We start from the raw sequence: 15,051 nt of genomic DNA, 5'->3' as shown, positions 1-15,051 counted from the left end.
TATGGAAAATCTTCGTGGTCTCCTGCCCTCCGCCTCCCGGCTGATCCTTTTCGAGGCTGCCGCCCGACACCTGAATTTCAGTCGCGCCGCAAAGGAGCTCGGCGTCAGCCAGGCCGCCGTGTCGCAGGCCGTGCGGGCACTGGAGGACGACCTCGGCGTCCAGCTCTTTCTGCGCGTCCACCGTGCCGTGGAACTGACCGACCCCGGCGAGCGCCTGTTCATCGACGTTTCCACCGGCATGGGCCGCATCCAGAGAACGGTCGAGGACATCCGCCAGAAAAGCCGGGATGCGAGCGTGACGATCGCCGCCTCCAGCGCGTTCGCCTCGATGTGGATGCTGCCGCGTCTGGAGCGGTTCCGCGAAGACCTCCCGAACATCGACCTGCGCATCCAGACGAGCGTGCGCGACCTTGACCTCGTCAACGAACCCGTGCCGCTCGCCGTGCGTGGCGGACGGCCCGAGGACTGGCCGCAATATCACGCCGCCCCGATCGCGTCCGAAGTCATCACTGCGGTGGCAAGCCCCGCCTTCATTGAGAGAAACGACATCGACGACAGCCTGGAAACGCTTGCCCGCCAGCGGCTGATCTGGCTGGACGAACCGGTGCGCACCGCGCTCGACTGGCCGCAATGGTTTGCCGCCGGCGGCTTCACCCTGCCCCGCCAGGCCCGCAAGCTGGTGATCAACGATTATGTGCTCGTCATCCAGGCGGTCCTTGCTGGCCAAGGCGTGGCGCTCGGCTGGCGCCACCTCATCGAACCGCAGATCGCCGCAGGCCTGTTGCAGCCGGTGACCTCGCATGTGGTCCACACCGGGGCGGCCTTTTACGTCGTCTGGCCGCGCACACGCGAACTCAACCCGCGCGCCCGCGCCGTCCGCGACTGGCTGATCGCCGATGGAGAGCGCGGTGAAGGTCAGCGCCAGGCCTGACAGGCGCCTCGCCTTGAGATTCTTGGCTTATTAGATTTTTCTTGCTTGGGCAGCGAGCAGAAACCCAACAGCAACACTTTCCACTTAGGCTTCACCTGATAAGCGTGATGAGGGATGGAGGAAATAGGTGTCGAATATGGGGCGAACATCGGCTCGACTGCACAGGATGCGTCCGGACACGCAGACTGCCAACGCGACCACCTCGGACCGCTTCAACCATCTGCAGGAACTGTTCGACAAGTCCTTCAAGGCAGCCCGCATCGGCATCTGGGAATGCAGCCTCCCGGATGAAGTTCTCACCTGGACCGATACCGTCTACGAACTGTTCGATCTTGAGCCGCAATGCGCGCTGAGCCGCGACGATATCGTCGCGCTCTACACGGACGATTCCCGCCGGAAGCTCTCGGAAATCCGCAGCGCCACGATCGCCGCCGGCAACGATTTCACGCTCGATGCCGAGATCATCACCGCGACCGGCAATCGCCGCTGGATCAGGATCACCGCGATCGTCGAACGGGTCGATGGCAGACCGGTCCGACTCTTCGGGATGAAGCAGGACATCACCGCCGAAAAGACCATGATGGATCACATCCGCCATCTGGCGGAAGTCGACACCGTCACCGGTCTCGCCTCGCGCGCGAAATTCGAGGCCGTGTTCGAAGACGTCTATGCTGCGTCAGCCGCAGTCCCGCATGCCCTGCTGCTGATCGACCTCGACGGTTTCAAGGCGGTCAACGACAGCCTCGGCCACCAGGCCGGAGACGCGTGCCTGAAGGAGGCCGGCCATCGGCTGACTGTCGCCCTGCCGGACGCAATCGTGATCAGCCGGCTCGGCGGCGACGAGTTCGCCGTGCTGCATCCCTGCCGATCCGCAGATTGCCTCGAACAACTCGGCAACCGCATCGTCAAGGACATGCAATGGCAACTGGGCATCGCCGGCCTGAGTATCTCAAGCTCGGTGGGCGGCGCCCCTGTCAATGGCGATATCGAACCGAAGGACGTGTTCTCTCGCGCCGACCGGGCGCTCTATAGGGCCAAGAGCGAAGGCAAGAATTCGTTCAGGCTGTTCGAGGCCGGCCAGCACCATCACCGAGGCTGAACCAGCCATCGCGACAGACCAGCCTGCCGATGTCAGGCGTCCGCCGTCTCCCGAACATCATCCAGGAGAAAATGCACGACCACATAGGAGGTCGTGTAGTGCTTCCCGCTGTCGGAGACGCTCTCGACGCTGCCGCCGTCGGCAGGGTGCCAGTTGCTGTAATGCGGATTGTTGGCAATCAGCGTGATCGCCTTTCCGGCAAGCCGTCCTCCAAGCCGATAGCGCGCCTCGGCCAGCGGCCAGATCTTTTCGAAGTCCTGCTGGCTGATGCGGGCCTTCAGGGCCTTGCGGCTGATCGCCTTTCCCGGCGAACCATTCTCATGGACGACCGCGGGAATATGAAGCTCAACCTCTTCCGCACCGTCCAGCAGAAAGGCGTATTCATCTGGCCACATCCGTCTCACGTATCACTCCTCCCAAAGCTAACCGTCGTCTGACAGGACGATTGTAACGGGAATGTTGCAGGAGGCAATGCGGATAAGGTCGGAATTCGAGGGCAGAGGTGCGGGGCAGGAAAGCGTCGTTCGATGCTCCGGAAGTTGCCCGCTGCTCATGATTTCAGGAAGCTTGGCGTACCCTTCTGTTTGCACGAATACTCCTCCCGACCCATCAACGCCCCCGGCAGGTTGCGCATGAAACTTGCTCATCCTCAGACAATATAGTTTGATGGGCTTGGGTAAGGGTTTTTTCATGCGTACTAGATTTCAAGCTGTGCTCGCCGTCGCGCTTCTGTTTCTCGTTGCAGCTGGCAGTGCGTCGACCGCTGAGAAAACCTTCGGACCCTTCATCATAAGCGACGACTATCCCGATCTGATTATTCTCAATGGCGAGATAGACGTTAGCTCCGCGCTAAACTTCAGACGCGTGCTTGATGCTGCTCCAAACGCCAAGGTGGTCGCACTCAATAGTCCAGGCGGAAATGTGCAGATGGGGCTTCTGATTGCGGATGATATCCATCAACGGGAGCTGACGACCTACATTCCCAAGGGAAGCGGCTGCTATTCGGCCTGCGCATACATCTTCCTTGCCGGCGTATCGCGGGAAGTCGAAGGAGAGCTCGGCGTCCACCAGATCTCGTCGCAATCATCAGATCTCGTCGGCGCCCAACTTACCATTTCTGATATCATCGACGTCCTTGGCCGCTTCGATACGCCACCTGAAGTGATGAGCGTCATGTTCAAGACGCCACCAGACGATATGCACATTTTCACCCCCGAAGAGATCGTCCGCTATCGACTAAACAAAACAGGCGCAGCAAATGACGGCGTCGTGCAGCAGGATCCAGCTAAATCGGCCAGCGGCCTGGTAATGGATGCCCCCCGAGCTCACTCATCGACATCGGAAGCTTCCCTTCCTCCGACCCAAACATCAGACCGACCAGATCGCCTTGCGATCTACACTGGGCTCGACCTTTTCGGCGACGACATCCGTTCGGTGAGGGTTGCAGACGCTGCTGAATGTGCCGGACAGTGCGGGGCACTGAGAGGCCAGTGCAAAGCCTTCACGTTCAATATAAACCCAGCCATCAAACGCGGCCCAAACTGCTTCCTCAAATCAGGCTACGGCAGGGTCGATGGCAATAAAGTTGCCTTTTCCGGCATGCTTCTAAGCGGATCCGATCCTGATCCCGAAACTTTTACCTTGGGTACCATTGACCCCCAGGACGCTCTCTTTGACGATGTCGACTTGCCAGGCGGCGACCTTTCCAGTCGTCCCTTCCAACAGGCTACAACGCCCCTCCAATGCAGACTTGCATGCATCGACAACAATAGCTGCATCGCGTTCACATATGTGCGCGCGAAGAGCGAGTGCTGGCTCAAGGGATCAGTCGGCAATCCGCGCTCACGGCAGGGTATGGTCAGTGGCGTGAAAACGCCTCGGAGCTTTTCGCCGGCCACGGTTATCGATCTAAATTGAACGCGACAGACGGCTTCACAGCCAAAGCCTGCTTGGATTGCCCACGTCAAATCAGAGAACGTAAAGCCAACACGTGGCAGCAAATAGAATCAATGCGCAGGCTCGAAAGCACCCCTGTCCGACCGACAAACGAATAGCTGCCGAAAATGCACTGCGGCATTTTGAGGTTATTTAGATCCAGCAGTACCGGGAATGTGGCCATCGAGACGAAGGTTCGGCGTAAGTACCGGAACTTTCGGATTTCCTGTCATGAAATTCGCGACGAGAAGTAATGCTATTCGCAATGCATGGCGGAGAGGGGGGCCGCCCAATTACAGCGCAGAATAGAGCTATGAAGTGCAATATGGTGTTATGTATCAATTACATAAAAAAATTGCATTGCACAACGTTGTTCATTGAGACCCCATAAAATGCACGATAAATTGTGTGGCGAAATGTGGGGTACGTGGGTTGGGTAATGGCAAAAGCAAAAGGCAAGCATCCGGAAAAGGCACTTTCCGCACTTAAAGTGAGGCAGGTCACGAAGCCCGGAAAGTACGGCGACGGAAACGGCCTGTATTTGGTCGTGGACCCGTCAGGAGCCAAGCGATGGCTTCTGCGGATCGTTATCCAGGGCAAGAGGACCGACATGGGTCTCGGCGGCGCCGATCTCGTCAGTCTTGCGGAAGCGCGGGAGAAAGCTCTGGAATTTCGAAAGGCCGCGCGGGCCGGCGGCGACCCGCTGGCTGCAAAGCGGGAAGCGCGCAAAATCTATCCCACCTTCAAAATCGCAGCCGAAACGGTTCACAAAGAACACAAAGCGGCATGGACCAACCCAAAGCACGTGCAACAGTGGATAAATACGCTGACGCAGTATGCATTTCCGGTGATTGGCGAGCTGAGGATCGACAAGATCGAAACACCGGATGTGTTGCGCGTTCTATCTCCGATCTGGCTGAACAAGCCAGAGACCGCCCGCCGGATTCGGCAACGCATGGCGAGCGTCTTCGATTGGGCGAAGGCGTCTGGCTATCGGGAGGGTGACAACCCGGTAGATGGCGTCAGCCGCGGCCTCCCCAAGCAGGTCGACCGGGATAAACATCATGCCGCAATGCCATTCGGCGACGTGCCGGCCTTTGTGAAGCGGCTACGCGACAATGATGCCAATCGGATTTCCAAGCTAGCTTTCGAACTATTGATTCTGACCGCCACCCGCACGAGTGAAATCCTGCTGGCCCAACGCGCCGAGGTTGATCTGACGGCGAAGATATGGACGATTCCAGCCCAACGGATGAAGGCAAAGCGCATTCACCGCATTCCACTCAGCGATCGTGCTATCGAGATTGTCAAAGAGGCAATAGCTCTCTCGACCGGCAGTGAATACCTGTTTCCCGGGCGTTCAAACGAGAAGCCCATGTCGAACATGGTGTTCATAGCCATGCTGCGCCGGATGGAGGTGAACTTCACGCCGCACGGTTTCCGATCATCGTTCCGCGATTGGGCAGCAGAAACTACTAGTTTCCCACGCGAGGTGGTTGAAATGGCTCTTGCGCATACAATTGAAAACAAGGTGGAGGCAGCATATCGTCGTGGCGATCTTCTGGAGAAGCGGCGAGAGTTGATGGCTGGCTGGACTAAGCACGCATGTCAATAATAACAGGCTTCAATGGACAATAATCAGAGGTCAAATTATGGCAGGCAAGAAAAATAAGAGTGCAGTTAAAGAAATTTCTGAAAGGAAATTTGAATTACCGTTTGTCGAAATGCAATTCAGGAAGTCTTTCATAAAGCAGTTCGACGGCCTATCCGCGATCAAGATTCTCGGTGATCCGCGAAGCTCATATCCGGGACACAAGGAAGTGTTGAGAGCAGGCTTCATTGCGTGGGTTTTCTTTCCGGCCGATCATGCGCTGAGAAAGAAAATTATGGCATCCGCGATGCTAAAAATGATCATAGACGCCGAAAGAAAAGCAACTGAAGAAACCAACACAAGAAATTTACTGACAGATTTTTATGCCAGACATATATATTTGAGCAAAGAATTTTTCTCTGAAATATATTACCCATTAGGTGGGGCGGTAAGATTTAGATCCATAGATTCTGGGCAAAAAATACAAAAGAAAGTTATCGATTCCAAAAGAACGCTGTTGCACATATTCGAAATTTGCAAGATTCATCATTTTCTGACGGAAGACTGTGAGGCAAAACAGGTCCGACGGAAATCGTTGGCCGGCTCCAACAAGATAATTAAAAGCCTAAATGATGACGATCATACATCATTCGAAGCCGAAAAAGGGTTTCGACCACTATCCGAGCGAGCGATAGAACCCGCATGGGTAAGCAGGAAAGCGACCCTTCCACTCATTTATGCCTCTGGAAGCATCAAGAGGGGAGATGGAACCCTATTCTCCTCGATCTGTAGTGGGACGTTTCCGTTTCACATGAGTAAGCCTCTCTTTGACGAGTGGATTGCAAAGGCAAGATACGTAGCATCAGACCTATTTTCTGGCGCTGAGGATTCGCAGTTGAGCGACCTCGGTCTCGAGAATTTGCCGCGAGGAAAGAAAATGGTCTTTACCCTACCAGCACTGTCGGACAAGCAAATCGACTACATTCGGCGGAAAGGGCAACCTACCCCTCCGACCGACGCGAAATAGACCTCTGAAGTCAGTATTTATCCGGCGAAAGAGAAACATATTTGTCGTTTCGATGCATCAGTCTGATGCTGCGGGTCGCGGGTCCGCACTTCTCATTTATCTGACGTGTAGAGACATCTCTGCAAACATTTCTGTAGATTCAAATATTAGCATTCTTCCCGACATCAGAAATCCGGCAAGCGGTAAGGGTGGGGGCAGACTCCGATTGCGGGGAGGGCAGATTCAGATTGCGGATTTTGGAGCGCTGAAAACTTCAATACTTTGAGAGTGTTCGCGGCAATTGGGCCCGAACCCAAAGTGTTTGGAGAACAGAAATGACTTCACTGAAAATGCCGAACCAACACACCGTCAAGCTTCCTGAGGAAGGATATGTGCGGTTGAACGACTTCCTAGGAAAAGGGAAGTTTCTGCCGATGAGCCGCTCAACATGGTACTCGCGCGTCCGTTCCGGAGAAGCTCCTGCGCCAGTGAGCTTGGGAGCACGCATTGTCGCATATCGTGTCGAGGATATTCGCGCATACTTTGAGCGGTTCCAGCGTGGAGGTAATGGAAATGTCTAAGTATCAAAATTCCAAGGCATCCCCCTCCCGTTCTCGAAATTCGAAATCGGGACCAGCGGCGAAGAATGAAAACGATGCGCAGAGTGCCATCGAAAAACTACTGGAAATTCGCACCAGCTTGGCACCGATCAACACCATTTCAGATGAGGTGAAGCGGATTTACGGACCCAAAATCTACAAGATCGCATATCTGCTGAATGCGGATGACGATCAGTGGCAAGCGTTCTGTGAACATTCAGATTGGCAGAATGAAAGCCCAAGGCCGAAGTTCCAGAAAAGTCCGCGAAAGAATCTGATTTCTTTTGTCACCAAATTCGCGGTCGGCGCTGGAAGCATGTCCTCGGCAAGACGCGCGGGTATGTTCAATCGGCTGCTGAAGCCATTTTGGGAAACCGAGACGTTGCCGAAAGCAGTTGCCGACAAAATTCGCGAGCAACAAGAGGAGAAGAAGCGCGCATCAGCGAAGAGACGAGCGGAGCGAAATCGCCAGAAATTGGCGATTCATTTCGAACCTGGAGAACTATCTCAACAACTCAACTCCTGCCCCGCATTGGTGAGTGGAGGCAGAGTTCTCGTACGGATGCGCCTAAGACCGCGAAAAGGCAATGTTTGCACTGCGCAAATTCTCGCATTCAGAGACAAGGTTGGAGACAGCCTGACCATACCGAAATTAAAAAAGCAAAAGCCCACCTCCGGGGGCAAAGGCACGACGCCTAAGCCGCCATCTGGAGGCAAGGGCAAAGGGTGATGGGTTACCCTTGTAGTACACCAACCCACCCCTGAACCACGACCATCATAACATTTGAACCATATGCAACAGGCAGGGTACCCGCTTGAACGGCGAAGCTTTGCCTGTTGCCTAGGAGGCAACATGAGAAAGCCTATTCGTTCGATATCGGAATTGCATAAGCGTCAGCATGAAATAGATGTGCAGTTTCGCAATTACAGACTTTCAAACCTCGGTAGACACAGTGTCAGTCCGCAACTCGCAACCCAGTTGGAGTTGCGATCGGCAAAGAACCTTAATGCCGCAAACTTCATATCCAGAATCGATTTTGCGACGGACCTAAACAGTCATTTGAAATCCACACTGAAGGACTCGCAAATAGAGAACTTGTTTTTCGTGACGCTGGCGAATGCGGAGCATTCGATGGCGGCAACGGAAGCTGCCAACGTCGATGTTAAATCGATGATGACGTGGATCAGTTCGACGCTCGCGGAAACGAATTATGTCGGAATGATCGAGCCGGCTTATTATCCAAAAGCTTCGTGCGTACCGGGTGGGAACAGGCCATGGATGTCATGGCATGTTCACTTGTTGGTCTGGGGCATAGATTTGGCGGAAATCACCAAATTGCAGGAACAGACTAATCAGAAACACATGGCATTTATACCCGGAACCATCGTCTTTCATTTTCGCTACATCACCAGAAAGAAAGTCACCGGATATGTTGCCTATATGTGTAAGAGTCCGGTTAGCGAGCACAATCTCTATCCCTTCAAAGAGGAGACGGTGGATATGTCCACCGGCGAAATACTCACGACCGTCACCGGGAAATGGCGGCAACGGAAACGTGCGATCCGAATGAGCGGATTGGCGAAAGCGCTGACGGCGCTGGAACCGCAGACGATCAAGTCACTTTGCGTTGCCAACGGCGAGGGAAAGCGGATTAAGAAGCGGGCAATTCGATCGGCAAGATGGAGTCTGCGGCAACAGGAGCGCAGTCGCGATATGGAACTTGAACGCGCAATTTTGGGATAGAAGAGATATGGCCGCTCAGGATGGCCTAAGCGGCGTTACCGGCTCGATGCGATATCTCTTCTCGAATTCAGTCAGAACCATTTCCAGTGTAGCCTCGAAGGCGCTCAATTCAAACTTCATTGTTGTTGGTTTCGGTTCGTGGAGATAACGCCAGTCTACGAACGCGCTTTTGTGCTGTTCCAGGATATGTCGGATGCCGTAGTCGGCATAGAAACCATTGGAGTGATATGGAACGACTGCCTTCTTGAACTCCGCGTCCAACACCTGCTGACTCTCCGGCTTCAGCGCGCCGAACAGCTTAGTCAGATTGTGTGATATCATCACATTGGCGTCGTCATGATCGAAGACCCACCATGCTTTCAGCGCTAGCTCCATCGAGAGCGCCAAGAGCATGGGTTCCACGCCGATATGGTTGCTTTCTCTGAGGTCTGTATGGTTCCCGTAGCCTTTGTCAGGAAAGGTGCGTGTCTTCCGCAGTATCGCCCTAGCGGCATCTCCAATTCTAACCGCAGTTGTCAGGCGCGCGCTCATTCGAACTCCCTCGGATTCAGACCACTGTTTGTAATGTTGGTCAGAAGTCAGCGATAGCATTGTCGGGCCGTCCGCCCCTTCTGAAATCCATATTTGTCAGAGCTACCCCGGACCTGCAACGGTCGCTATCTCACTTTAGAGGGAAATGGGTTGCACTTGGATCAAATTGACAATCCTGAGTTGTTATTGTATAACATTACAGCCGGCGATCATGCCGACACACGAGGGGCCGCTTGGCCCCTCTTCTATTTTCGGAGAGCTAAAATGACATCACTCGCAACCCATGCCGGCAGCAAGGCAACCCTGCCGCAGGCCGTCATCCTCCTTGGACGTGACGACAAGGGCAAGGCACATGCTTCGTTCTTCCCGGCAACGGATTCCCATGCGGCACACAAGGCAGCCGATCTCATGGGCATGCTGGCCCTGAAGGTCGAAACGGACGAGGTGCGCGGCTTCCTGAAGAAGCTGCCGAAGGGAAAGCTGTTCGACAGCGGCAAGGCCTTCGTGCCCTTCGTCAAGCAGGACCTCTACCGGGAGATCGCCTCACACCTTCCCGAGGAAGACCGGGTGAAGGCGGAGCAGGTGCGTGTGGCGCCGGCTGCCGAAGAGGGTGAGCCTCTGCCCGTCAAGCCGGTGTCGAAGCCGAAGGACTGGGATGAGGTCGTGGTCGGCAGCGTGGTGCTGATCAAGGACGGTGCCGGGGAGCCTTGGTACGAGGCGACCGTCATCTCCATCAAGGACGATGGCACCTACCGCCTCAAGTGGCGTGACTTTCTCGAAGAGCCAGCCTTCAACAGACGCATCGAGGATATCGGCCTCATGCATCCGGCCTTCGTCGAGAAGTGAGACCGGCGATGGCAACCGCAATCGTGACAACGAACACAGGAGACGCGGCCGATCGGGCCGCGCTCATCCGCAGCCGCAACGATCGTTTCCGTCGGAGCTTTGTCGGTGGGCGCGTTCTGATGACGCCGGGCGTCACTGCCCTCGACGGCATCGAGAAGCTCGCCCTGATGGCCGCTGTGCAGCGTTTTGATGCCTTCGACACCGGCAACGACCCGTATGCCGAGCATGACTTCGGTTCCGTCACCATCGCCGGCACCTGCTTCTTCTGGAAGATCGACTACTACGACAAGGATCTTGAGTTCGGCTCGCCCGATCCGGCGGACGACGACGTCACCTGCCGGGTTCTGACCCTGATGCGGGCGGACGAGTATTGAGGGGGTGGTGATGAACAGTTCGGCCTTCAACTCGATTTCGGTCGCCGGCCTGACGGAAGTGCCTCGGGCCATTTCGCGCCGTCTTCAACCTCGGCGAAGAACTCCGACACGTGGGCATGCAGCGCATTGGCAAGGGCTTCCAAGGTGGACACCGTCACGTTCTCCTGCCCGCGCTCGACCCTGCCCACGTAGGCGCGATCGATACTCGCCTCCAGAGCCAATCGTTCTTGCGAGAGGCCTTTTTCGACGCGGATGCGCCTCAGATTCCAGCCGATGGTTTGCCGTACGTCCATGGCAGACAGCAAAGACATATCTGCGGCCTGTTAATCGACGGACTGTTGATCCCATATTTAATTTGTGGCACCACTTTCGCGTGTTGCCTACCGCGCCTCGGCAACGGGCGTCTGGCATTGTTTTGAAGGGGGGATTTCCTATGAATGCATATCTTGACGGCATGAAGAACTACGCCAATTTCAGCGGCCGCTCTACGCGGTCGCAATATTGGCTGTTCACGCTGTTCTTTTTCATTTCGATTTTCTTGGGCGCGGTCCTGGACGAGATGGCAGGCACGTCGCTGCCCGATGGTGGTGGACCGATCACCGGAATTATCATGCTGGCGCACATGCTGCCGGCGCTCGCCGTCTTCGTTCGCCGCATGCATGACATCGACCGCAGCGGATGGTGGCTGCTCGTTGGCGTCGTTCCGCTGGTCGGCTTTATCATTCAGATCGTGTTTCTGTGCACCGCCTCGACGCCGGGTAGCAATCGGTTTGGACCGCCGGTCGGTTCCACACCGGAAGTGGCAACGGCTGCGAATGCAACGGCTCCCGCAAGGCAGTCGGCATCCTCGGCCGACACCGTAGGGCAGCTGGAAAAACTTGCCGCTCTGAAGGCTTCCGGCGCCATTGATGATGCCGAGTATCAGAAGATGAAAGCGGACGTTCTGGGCGGAGCGGCGTGATGACCGGGAAGCATTCTCGGCGATTCTCATCGATCGCCTTCAGAGCAGCGATAGCATCGGCCTTGATTGCCCTTCCTTCGGGAAGGGCTTTTGCTGCCACGGATGGCGGCGAAGGAGGGCTCGTGCTGCTGGCCCTCGTCGTCATCGCCATCTGGTCGGCCTACATGATCCCAACCATCGTCGCCTTCAGGCGCGGTCATCCCAATCGCTGGCTGATCGGCGTCATCAACATTTGTTTTGGCGCAACTGGCATCGGTTGGCTCGGTTCGCTCGTATGGGCCTGTCAGGCCGTGCACCGCAGCCCGACCGGCAACCACGGCGGAGAGAGCGGGTTGAACATCGCCGTCAATGATCCGGTGATGGTGAAGATGGTGGATGAAGTGCCGGCCGCAGTTCAGCGTGCGGATGTCGATGAGATTGCTGCTAAGCTCTCACGGCTCAAGGCGCTTTCTGATCAGGGTATGATTTCAGCCGAGGAATATGCGCGAATGAAGGGCAATTTTCTGTCGAATTTATAGAAATGAACCGTTGCCCTCAGGAAATCCTTATACGATCTTAATTATTAATGACAGCTTCGCGCCCCCCCTGCCGGCCACTCGCTGCGCGGCATCGTGGTAGTGTCAAGAAGACCACGTCACGAATTAACCTGCCAAAGATCGGTGCTTCTCAATCCGCGTCCTTGAGGCAACCGACTTTCAGCCGCTCGAAGATAGCGAGCGGTTGCCAGTCCGGTTGACCGCCGATCTCGGACGCCTTGCCATATTTTTCCAGTGGAGACAGCTTGGAGAGTGTGGTCACAGCGGTGATAAACGAGGTCTGGAGATCCTTCATCGCCTTTCGATCGGCAAAGAACATATCAACGGACGGATTACTGCTGCCGGTAACCGATTTACTCTCGGTATAAACAAGGATGCCCGGAACATTATAGTCTGAGTATCGCGATCTCGCCCACTCCAGATGCTGATAAATCTGCCCGACCTCTTCGGAGTTTATCGCACTGCCCTCAAGCTTGTCTGTCTTCAACTCAATGGGGATAGCAACCTTGGTATTATGATCAATCCAAACGTTGTCTGGGCCGTCGTGCTCGTCAGTATCTGGTCGCCGAGACTCAAAGCCCAGCGCCGCTCCGATGACCCTAACTGCCTCCTCCGCCTTCTTGTGCGAAGGATCGCCATAGGCAGGTTCCGCAGCTTTTATCAGTTTAGACATCTTACGACTTGCTTCAGGCACGGTAAGTGCACAGAATTCGCGCAGCCCCTCCTCGATCACAGTTTTACAGGCCGGAAGCACGCCGATGTCCTCTTGCTCCTGACGCGGCAACGGAAGCTTGCCGCCTAGTCTGTTTCGGGCCTCATCGAACCAATCAAACATCGCGTCAGAACGACCGAGGATAGCGTTCGCTGAGCCAAGCCAGATTGCGTACCAACCAGCGAGACGGGGATTCTTCATTCTCACTTCATCGATAACTTCCTCCAACTGCTTGAGTGCTCCGCTGTGATCTCCCTGCCAGAGCATGAGGATAAAGTTTGCTTCGCGCTTAGCGAGCTCGTCGTCAAATTTCGTGTAGTCCTCACGATCGCTAATCCGCTTCTCGTCGATTGGATTCTGGCCAATCTGCGCCTGATAATAGGCGAGCCACCCTGCGTCACGCTCGATGATCTGCGTCACTATCGACTCGATTTTATCCGCCGTCATGTCTTTCAATTGATCGCAAAACTCTTCGGAAAGCCGTATCTGCTCTTGAAGGACTTTTGGAAAGTACGCTTGGTTGGCAACATTTCGCAGCCAGTTTTCAGCATCGGTCGAATAGATGAAGTAGATGCCGTAGTCATTCTTGCCGCGATTGATTCGACCGAAGAGCTGAGTGAACCGATTGGCGACCCGCGGGAAAAATGTCTGGTCTAACTTTATTCGATCGAACAAGTACCGTTCTAGCTGTGCTGAACCAACAGGCACTCCATCCACCGCCATTACGCGGCAGTCATCGTCGGGTAAGTCGATACCATCATATCTGCCAAGCAACATGAACGCGCCCGCCGTACTCGCCCGAAACTCGTTGAGCCGTTTTGTGAATGCATCTGCGCTCTTAGGCGCAGAGGCAAAATCGTCCCATTTATCCGCTGTCCTTTCTGCTGGGGTAGCAATAAGAACTTTCACTTTCTTGCTCAGGGCTTGGATGCCCTCCACGTTGTTGCAGAATTCGTTCAATGAAGAACCGAACAACATGAGTCGCTCGCCGAGGCCAGCATCTACGTCCGGCTCAATTACACGCGGAGATCGTCCAAATGCCCGAATAATATCGCCCTTTGATTGAACGGTGGCCGAAAGAAACACCTTGGGCACGCTTTTATCTTCCAGCGCACGGACATGGAGTGCAGGAATGAAGGGAGGTGTAATCTCGATTACAAACTTACTGATGGTTATCGCGCAGTATTGAAGATGCCCGCGCAGATAGTCGAACGGCAGCTGGAGGCCTATGTCGCCATCGACGTGCGGTTCTAACGCCGCTTGAAACTCGTGGCTGCGGTTGTGAACACCATTCGGTGGGCAAAGAGCGACCGAGCCTGAGGAGAAGTCGGAGACAATTTGCTCAAAATTATAAACCTGCCCGATATCGTGGAAGCACTCCTTGATGATCGCTGCTACCTGAGAATATAGCGCTGCGTTTTCTGCCTTTCGGATCGTCAATGTAAACGCGTCTCGGACCAGTCGTTCTCCGACATGGGCATCGTCAAAGATGATTGCGCCCGGCGCGTTCTGTCCGCGGAATTTGTTGCGGGTGTTTAGCAGGGCCTGATAAGTTGTTATACAAAAGGACTTAGACTGGGCAAAATGCTGGTCTGAAAATTTTGATTGATAGAATGTCGTGGGCGTAATTCCTATTCCATTTGCCTCACCAACCGTTTGATGGATTAGGTCAATCGTAGGGCAGACGTAAAGTACGTTTCGGACGCCCTGTAGCAGATAACTCTGAGCTATCAACACTCCCACAAGCGTTTTCCCCGCACCTGTATACATAGAGATTAAGGTGTCTTGCTTTGGGTTTTTGTACCATTCGTCAAGCGCTTGCGCTTGCCCTTGCCATAGCTCTTTGATTTTCGCTTTACCTGAAGGACGGCTGCGGAAAATGTCTCGTGGATTGGCCGATGCACTCTTCGCCTTCGGCTTGTCTAATCCACCAAAATCAAAAACCATGGCCCACCTCCTGATATTGAAGGGAGACTAGCAACCTATCTGTTGAAATCAAGAAGTGACCGATCGACCCTAATTTACAATTGTCGGCGGCGAACTATTCAATGCAACGGGAACTTGAACGAGGAAATACCTAATTTCTGGTCGAAGAAGCAATCCGATTTGGCATAGCCGGGTCTACATATCCCGACCTTTCGGGGAATGAATTGGACGCATCATAGTCGTGAAGTGCGCGAACAGGT

16 protein-coding genes are annotated in these 15,051 nt (G+C 54.8%); 12 read left to right on the top strand and 4 right to left on the bottom strand.

What is annotated here, in order from left to right; genetic code table 11:
- Position 1: 1 nt before the first annotated feature.
- Both NN662_RS00665 and NN662_RS00660 read left to right on the top strand, forming a co-directional pair.
- Positions 2-931: a LysR substrate-binding domain-containing protein gene (locus NN662_RS00665; protein WP_261928389.1), complete on the top strand. Its 930-nt coding sequence runs from the start codon at positions 2-4 to the stop codon at positions 929-931.
- 136 nt (positions 932-1,067) lie between these two features.
- The gene (locus tag NN662_RS00660; RefSeq protein ID WP_261928388.1) at positions 1,068-2,030 is read left to right on the top strand and encodes a diguanylate cyclase domain-containing protein; all 963 of its coding nucleotides are present in this window, start codon (positions 1,068-1,070) and stop codon (positions 2,028-2,030) included.
- A 32-nt stretch (positions 2,031-2,062) separates the two neighbouring features.
- Here the strand turns inward: NN662_RS00660 and NN662_RS00655 are convergent, their stop codons facing one another.
- The gene (locus tag NN662_RS00655; protein ID WP_261931827.1) at positions 2,063-2,425 is read right to left on the bottom strand and encodes a hypothetical protein; all 363 of its coding nucleotides are present in this window, start codon (positions 2,423-2,425) and stop codon (positions 2,063-2,065) included.
- Between the two features lie 295 nt (positions 2,426-2,720).
- Here NN662_RS00655 and NN662_RS00650 point away from each other — a divergent pair, with 295 nt between their 5' ends.
- The 6 genes from NN662_RS00650 to NN662_RS00625 all read left to right on the top strand — a co-directional run bounded on the left by NN662_RS00650 (position 2,721) and on the right by NN662_RS00625 (position 8,905).
- Positions 2,721-3,947, top strand: coding sequence for a PAN domain-containing protein (locus NN662_RS00650; RefSeq protein WP_261928387.1), 1,227 nt, complete (start codon positions 2,721-2,723; stop codon positions 3,945-3,947).
- A 457-nt stretch (positions 3,948-4,404) separates the two neighbouring features.
- Positions 4,405-5,580 carry a tyrosine-type recombinase/integrase gene (locus tag NN662_RS00645; protein ID WP_261928386.1) on the top strand — a complete coding sequence of 392 codons (1,176 nt, stop codon included), beginning with the start codon at positions 4,405-4,407 and terminating at the stop codon, positions 5,578-5,580.
- Positions 5,581-5,617: 37 nt separating this feature from the next.
- Positions 5,618-6,583 carry a hypothetical protein gene (locus NN662_RS00640; RefSeq protein ID WP_261928385.1) on the top strand — a complete coding sequence of 322 codons (966 nt, stop codon included), beginning with the start codon at positions 5,618-5,620 and terminating at the stop codon, positions 6,581-6,583.
- Between the two features lie 314 nt (positions 6,584-6,897).
- Entirely contained in the window at positions 6,898-7,143 is a 246-nt protein-coding gene (locus tag NN662_RS00635; RefSeq protein ID WP_261928384.1) for a helix-turn-helix transcriptional regulator, read from the top strand.
- On the top strand, positions 7,136-7,891 hold the full coding sequence (locus NN662_RS00630; RefSeq protein ID WP_261928383.1) for a hypothetical protein: 756 nt from the start codon (positions 7,136-7,138) through the stop codon (positions 7,889-7,891). The genes NN662_RS00635 and NN662_RS00630 overlap by 8 nt, the downstream gene beginning before the upstream one ends.
- A gap of 123 nt (positions 7,892-8,014) precedes the next feature.
- Positions 8,015-8,905, top strand: coding sequence for a hypothetical protein (locus NN662_RS00625; RefSeq protein WP_261928382.1), 891 nt, complete (start codon positions 8,015-8,017; stop codon positions 8,903-8,905).
- A gap of 15 nt (positions 8,906-8,920) precedes the next feature.
- Here NN662_RS00625 and NN662_RS00620 read toward each other — a convergent pair whose 3' ends face one another.
- On the bottom strand, positions 8,921-9,436 hold the full coding sequence (locus NN662_RS00620; protein WP_261928381.1) for a hypothetical protein: 516 nt from the start codon (positions 9,434-9,436) through the stop codon (positions 8,921-8,923).
- Between the two features lie 264 nt (positions 9,437-9,700).
- Here NN662_RS00620 and NN662_RS00615 point away from each other — a divergent pair, with 264 nt between their 5' ends.
- Together NN662_RS00615 and NN662_RS00610 are read left to right on the top strand one after the other, a co-directional pair.
- A complete protein-coding gene (locus NN662_RS00615) occupies positions 9,701-10,282 on the top strand; it encodes a hypothetical protein (protein ID WP_261928380.1) in 582 nt (193 codons plus the stop codon).
- 8 nt (positions 10,283-10,290) lie between these two features.
- A complete protein-coding gene (locus NN662_RS00610; RefSeq protein WP_261928379.1) occupies positions 10,291-10,656 on the top strand; it encodes a DUF3768 domain-containing protein in 366 nt (121 codons plus the stop codon).
- A 26-nt stretch (positions 10,657-10,682) separates the two neighbouring features.
- Here the strand turns inward: NN662_RS00610 and NN662_RS00605 are convergent, their stop codons facing one another.
- Positions 10,683-10,949, bottom strand: coding sequence for a helix-turn-helix domain-containing protein (locus NN662_RS00605; RefSeq protein WP_261931826.1), 267 nt, complete (start codon positions 10,947-10,949; stop codon positions 10,683-10,685).
- 161 nt (positions 10,950-11,110) lie between these two features.
- Between NN662_RS00605 and NN662_RS00600 the strand changes: the two genes are divergently transcribed.
- Positions 11,111-11,617: a DUF805 domain-containing protein gene (locus NN662_RS00600; protein ID WP_261928378.1), complete on the top strand. Its 507-nt coding sequence runs from the start codon at positions 11,111-11,113 to the stop codon at positions 11,615-11,617.
- Positions 11,617-12,135, top strand: coding sequence for a superinfection immunity protein (locus NN662_RS00595; protein WP_261928377.1), 519 nt, complete (start codon positions 11,617-11,619; stop codon positions 12,133-12,135). The genes NN662_RS00600 and NN662_RS00595 overlap by 1 nt, the downstream gene beginning before the upstream one ends.
- Before the next feature lie 148 nt (positions 12,136-12,283).
- On the opposite strand, the gene NN662_RS00590 is transcribed toward NN662_RS00595, so the two are convergent.
- Positions 12,284-14,812, bottom strand: coding sequence for a DEAD/DEAH box helicase family protein (locus NN662_RS00590; protein WP_261928376.1), 2,529 nt, complete (start codon positions 14,810-14,812; stop codon positions 12,284-12,286).
- Positions 14,813-15,051: the final 239 nt, after the last annotated feature.

Origin of the sequence: Rhizobium sp. NRK18 (assembly GCF_024385575.1) — a bacterium.
In the GTDB taxonomy this organism is placed as follows: Bacteria; Pseudomonadota; Alphaproteobacteria; order Rhizobiales; family Rhizobiaceae; genus JANFMV01.
This window is presented reverse-complemented; position numbering and strand designations above follow the sequence as displayed.

Excerpts from the sequence above, each read along its gene's own strand:
- NN662_RS00665 (WP_261928389.1), top strand. The coding sequence starts at position 2 with ATGGAAAATCTTCGTGGTCTCCTGCCCTCCGCCTCCCGGCTGATCCTT.
- NN662_RS00660 (WP_261928388.1), top strand. The coding sequence starts at position 1,068 with ATGGGGCGAACATCGGCTCGACTGCACAGGATGCGTCCGGACACGCAG.
- NN662_RS00655 (WP_261931827.1), bottom strand. The coding sequence starts at position 2,425 with ATGTGGCCAGATGAATACGCCTTTCTGCTGGACGGTGCGGAAGAGGTT.
- NN662_RS00650 (WP_261928387.1), top strand. The coding sequence starts at position 2,721 with ATGCGTACTAGATTTCAAGCTGTGCTCGCCGTCGCGCTTCTGTTTCTC.
- NN662_RS00645 (WP_261928386.1), top strand. The coding sequence starts at position 4,405 with ATGGCAAAAGCAAAAGGCAAGCATCCGGAAAAGGCACTTTCCGCACTT.
- NN662_RS00640 (WP_261928385.1), top strand. The coding sequence starts at position 5,618 with ATGGCAGGCAAGAAAAATAAGAGTGCAGTTAAAGAAATTTCTGAAAGG.
- NN662_RS00635 (WP_261928384.1), top strand. The coding sequence starts at position 6,898 with ATGACTTCACTGAAAATGCCGAACCAACACACCGTCAAGCTTCCTGAG.
- NN662_RS00630 (WP_261928383.1), top strand. The coding sequence starts at position 7,136 with ATGTCTAAGTATCAAAATTCCAAGGCATCCCCCTCCCGTTCTCGAAAT.
- NN662_RS00625 (WP_261928382.1), top strand. The coding sequence starts at position 8,015 with ATGAGAAAGCCTATTCGTTCGATATCGGAATTGCATAAGCGTCAGCAT.
- NN662_RS00620 (WP_261928381.1), bottom strand. The coding sequence starts at position 9,436 with ATGAGCGCGCGCCTGACAACTGCGGTTAGAATTGGAGATGCCGCTAGG.
- NN662_RS00615 (WP_261928380.1), top strand. The coding sequence starts at position 9,701 with ATGACATCACTCGCAACCCATGCCGGCAGCAAGGCAACCCTGCCGCAG.
- NN662_RS00610 (WP_261928379.1), top strand. The coding sequence starts at position 10,291 with ATGGCAACCGCAATCGTGACAACGAACACAGGAGACGCGGCCGATCGG.
- NN662_RS00605 (WP_261931826.1), bottom strand. The coding sequence starts at position 10,949 with ATGGACGTACGGCAAACCATCGGCTGGAATCTGAGGCGCATCCGCGTC.
- NN662_RS00600 (WP_261928378.1), top strand. The coding sequence starts at position 11,111 with ATGAAGAACTACGCCAATTTCAGCGGCCGCTCTACGCGGTCGCAATAT.
- NN662_RS00595 (WP_261928377.1), top strand. The coding sequence starts at position 11,617 with ATGACCGGGAAGCATTCTCGGCGATTCTCATCGATCGCCTTCAGAGCA.
- NN662_RS00590 (WP_261928376.1), bottom strand. The coding sequence starts at position 14,812 with ATGGTTTTTGATTTTGGTGGATTAGACAAGCCGAAGGCGAAGAGTGCA.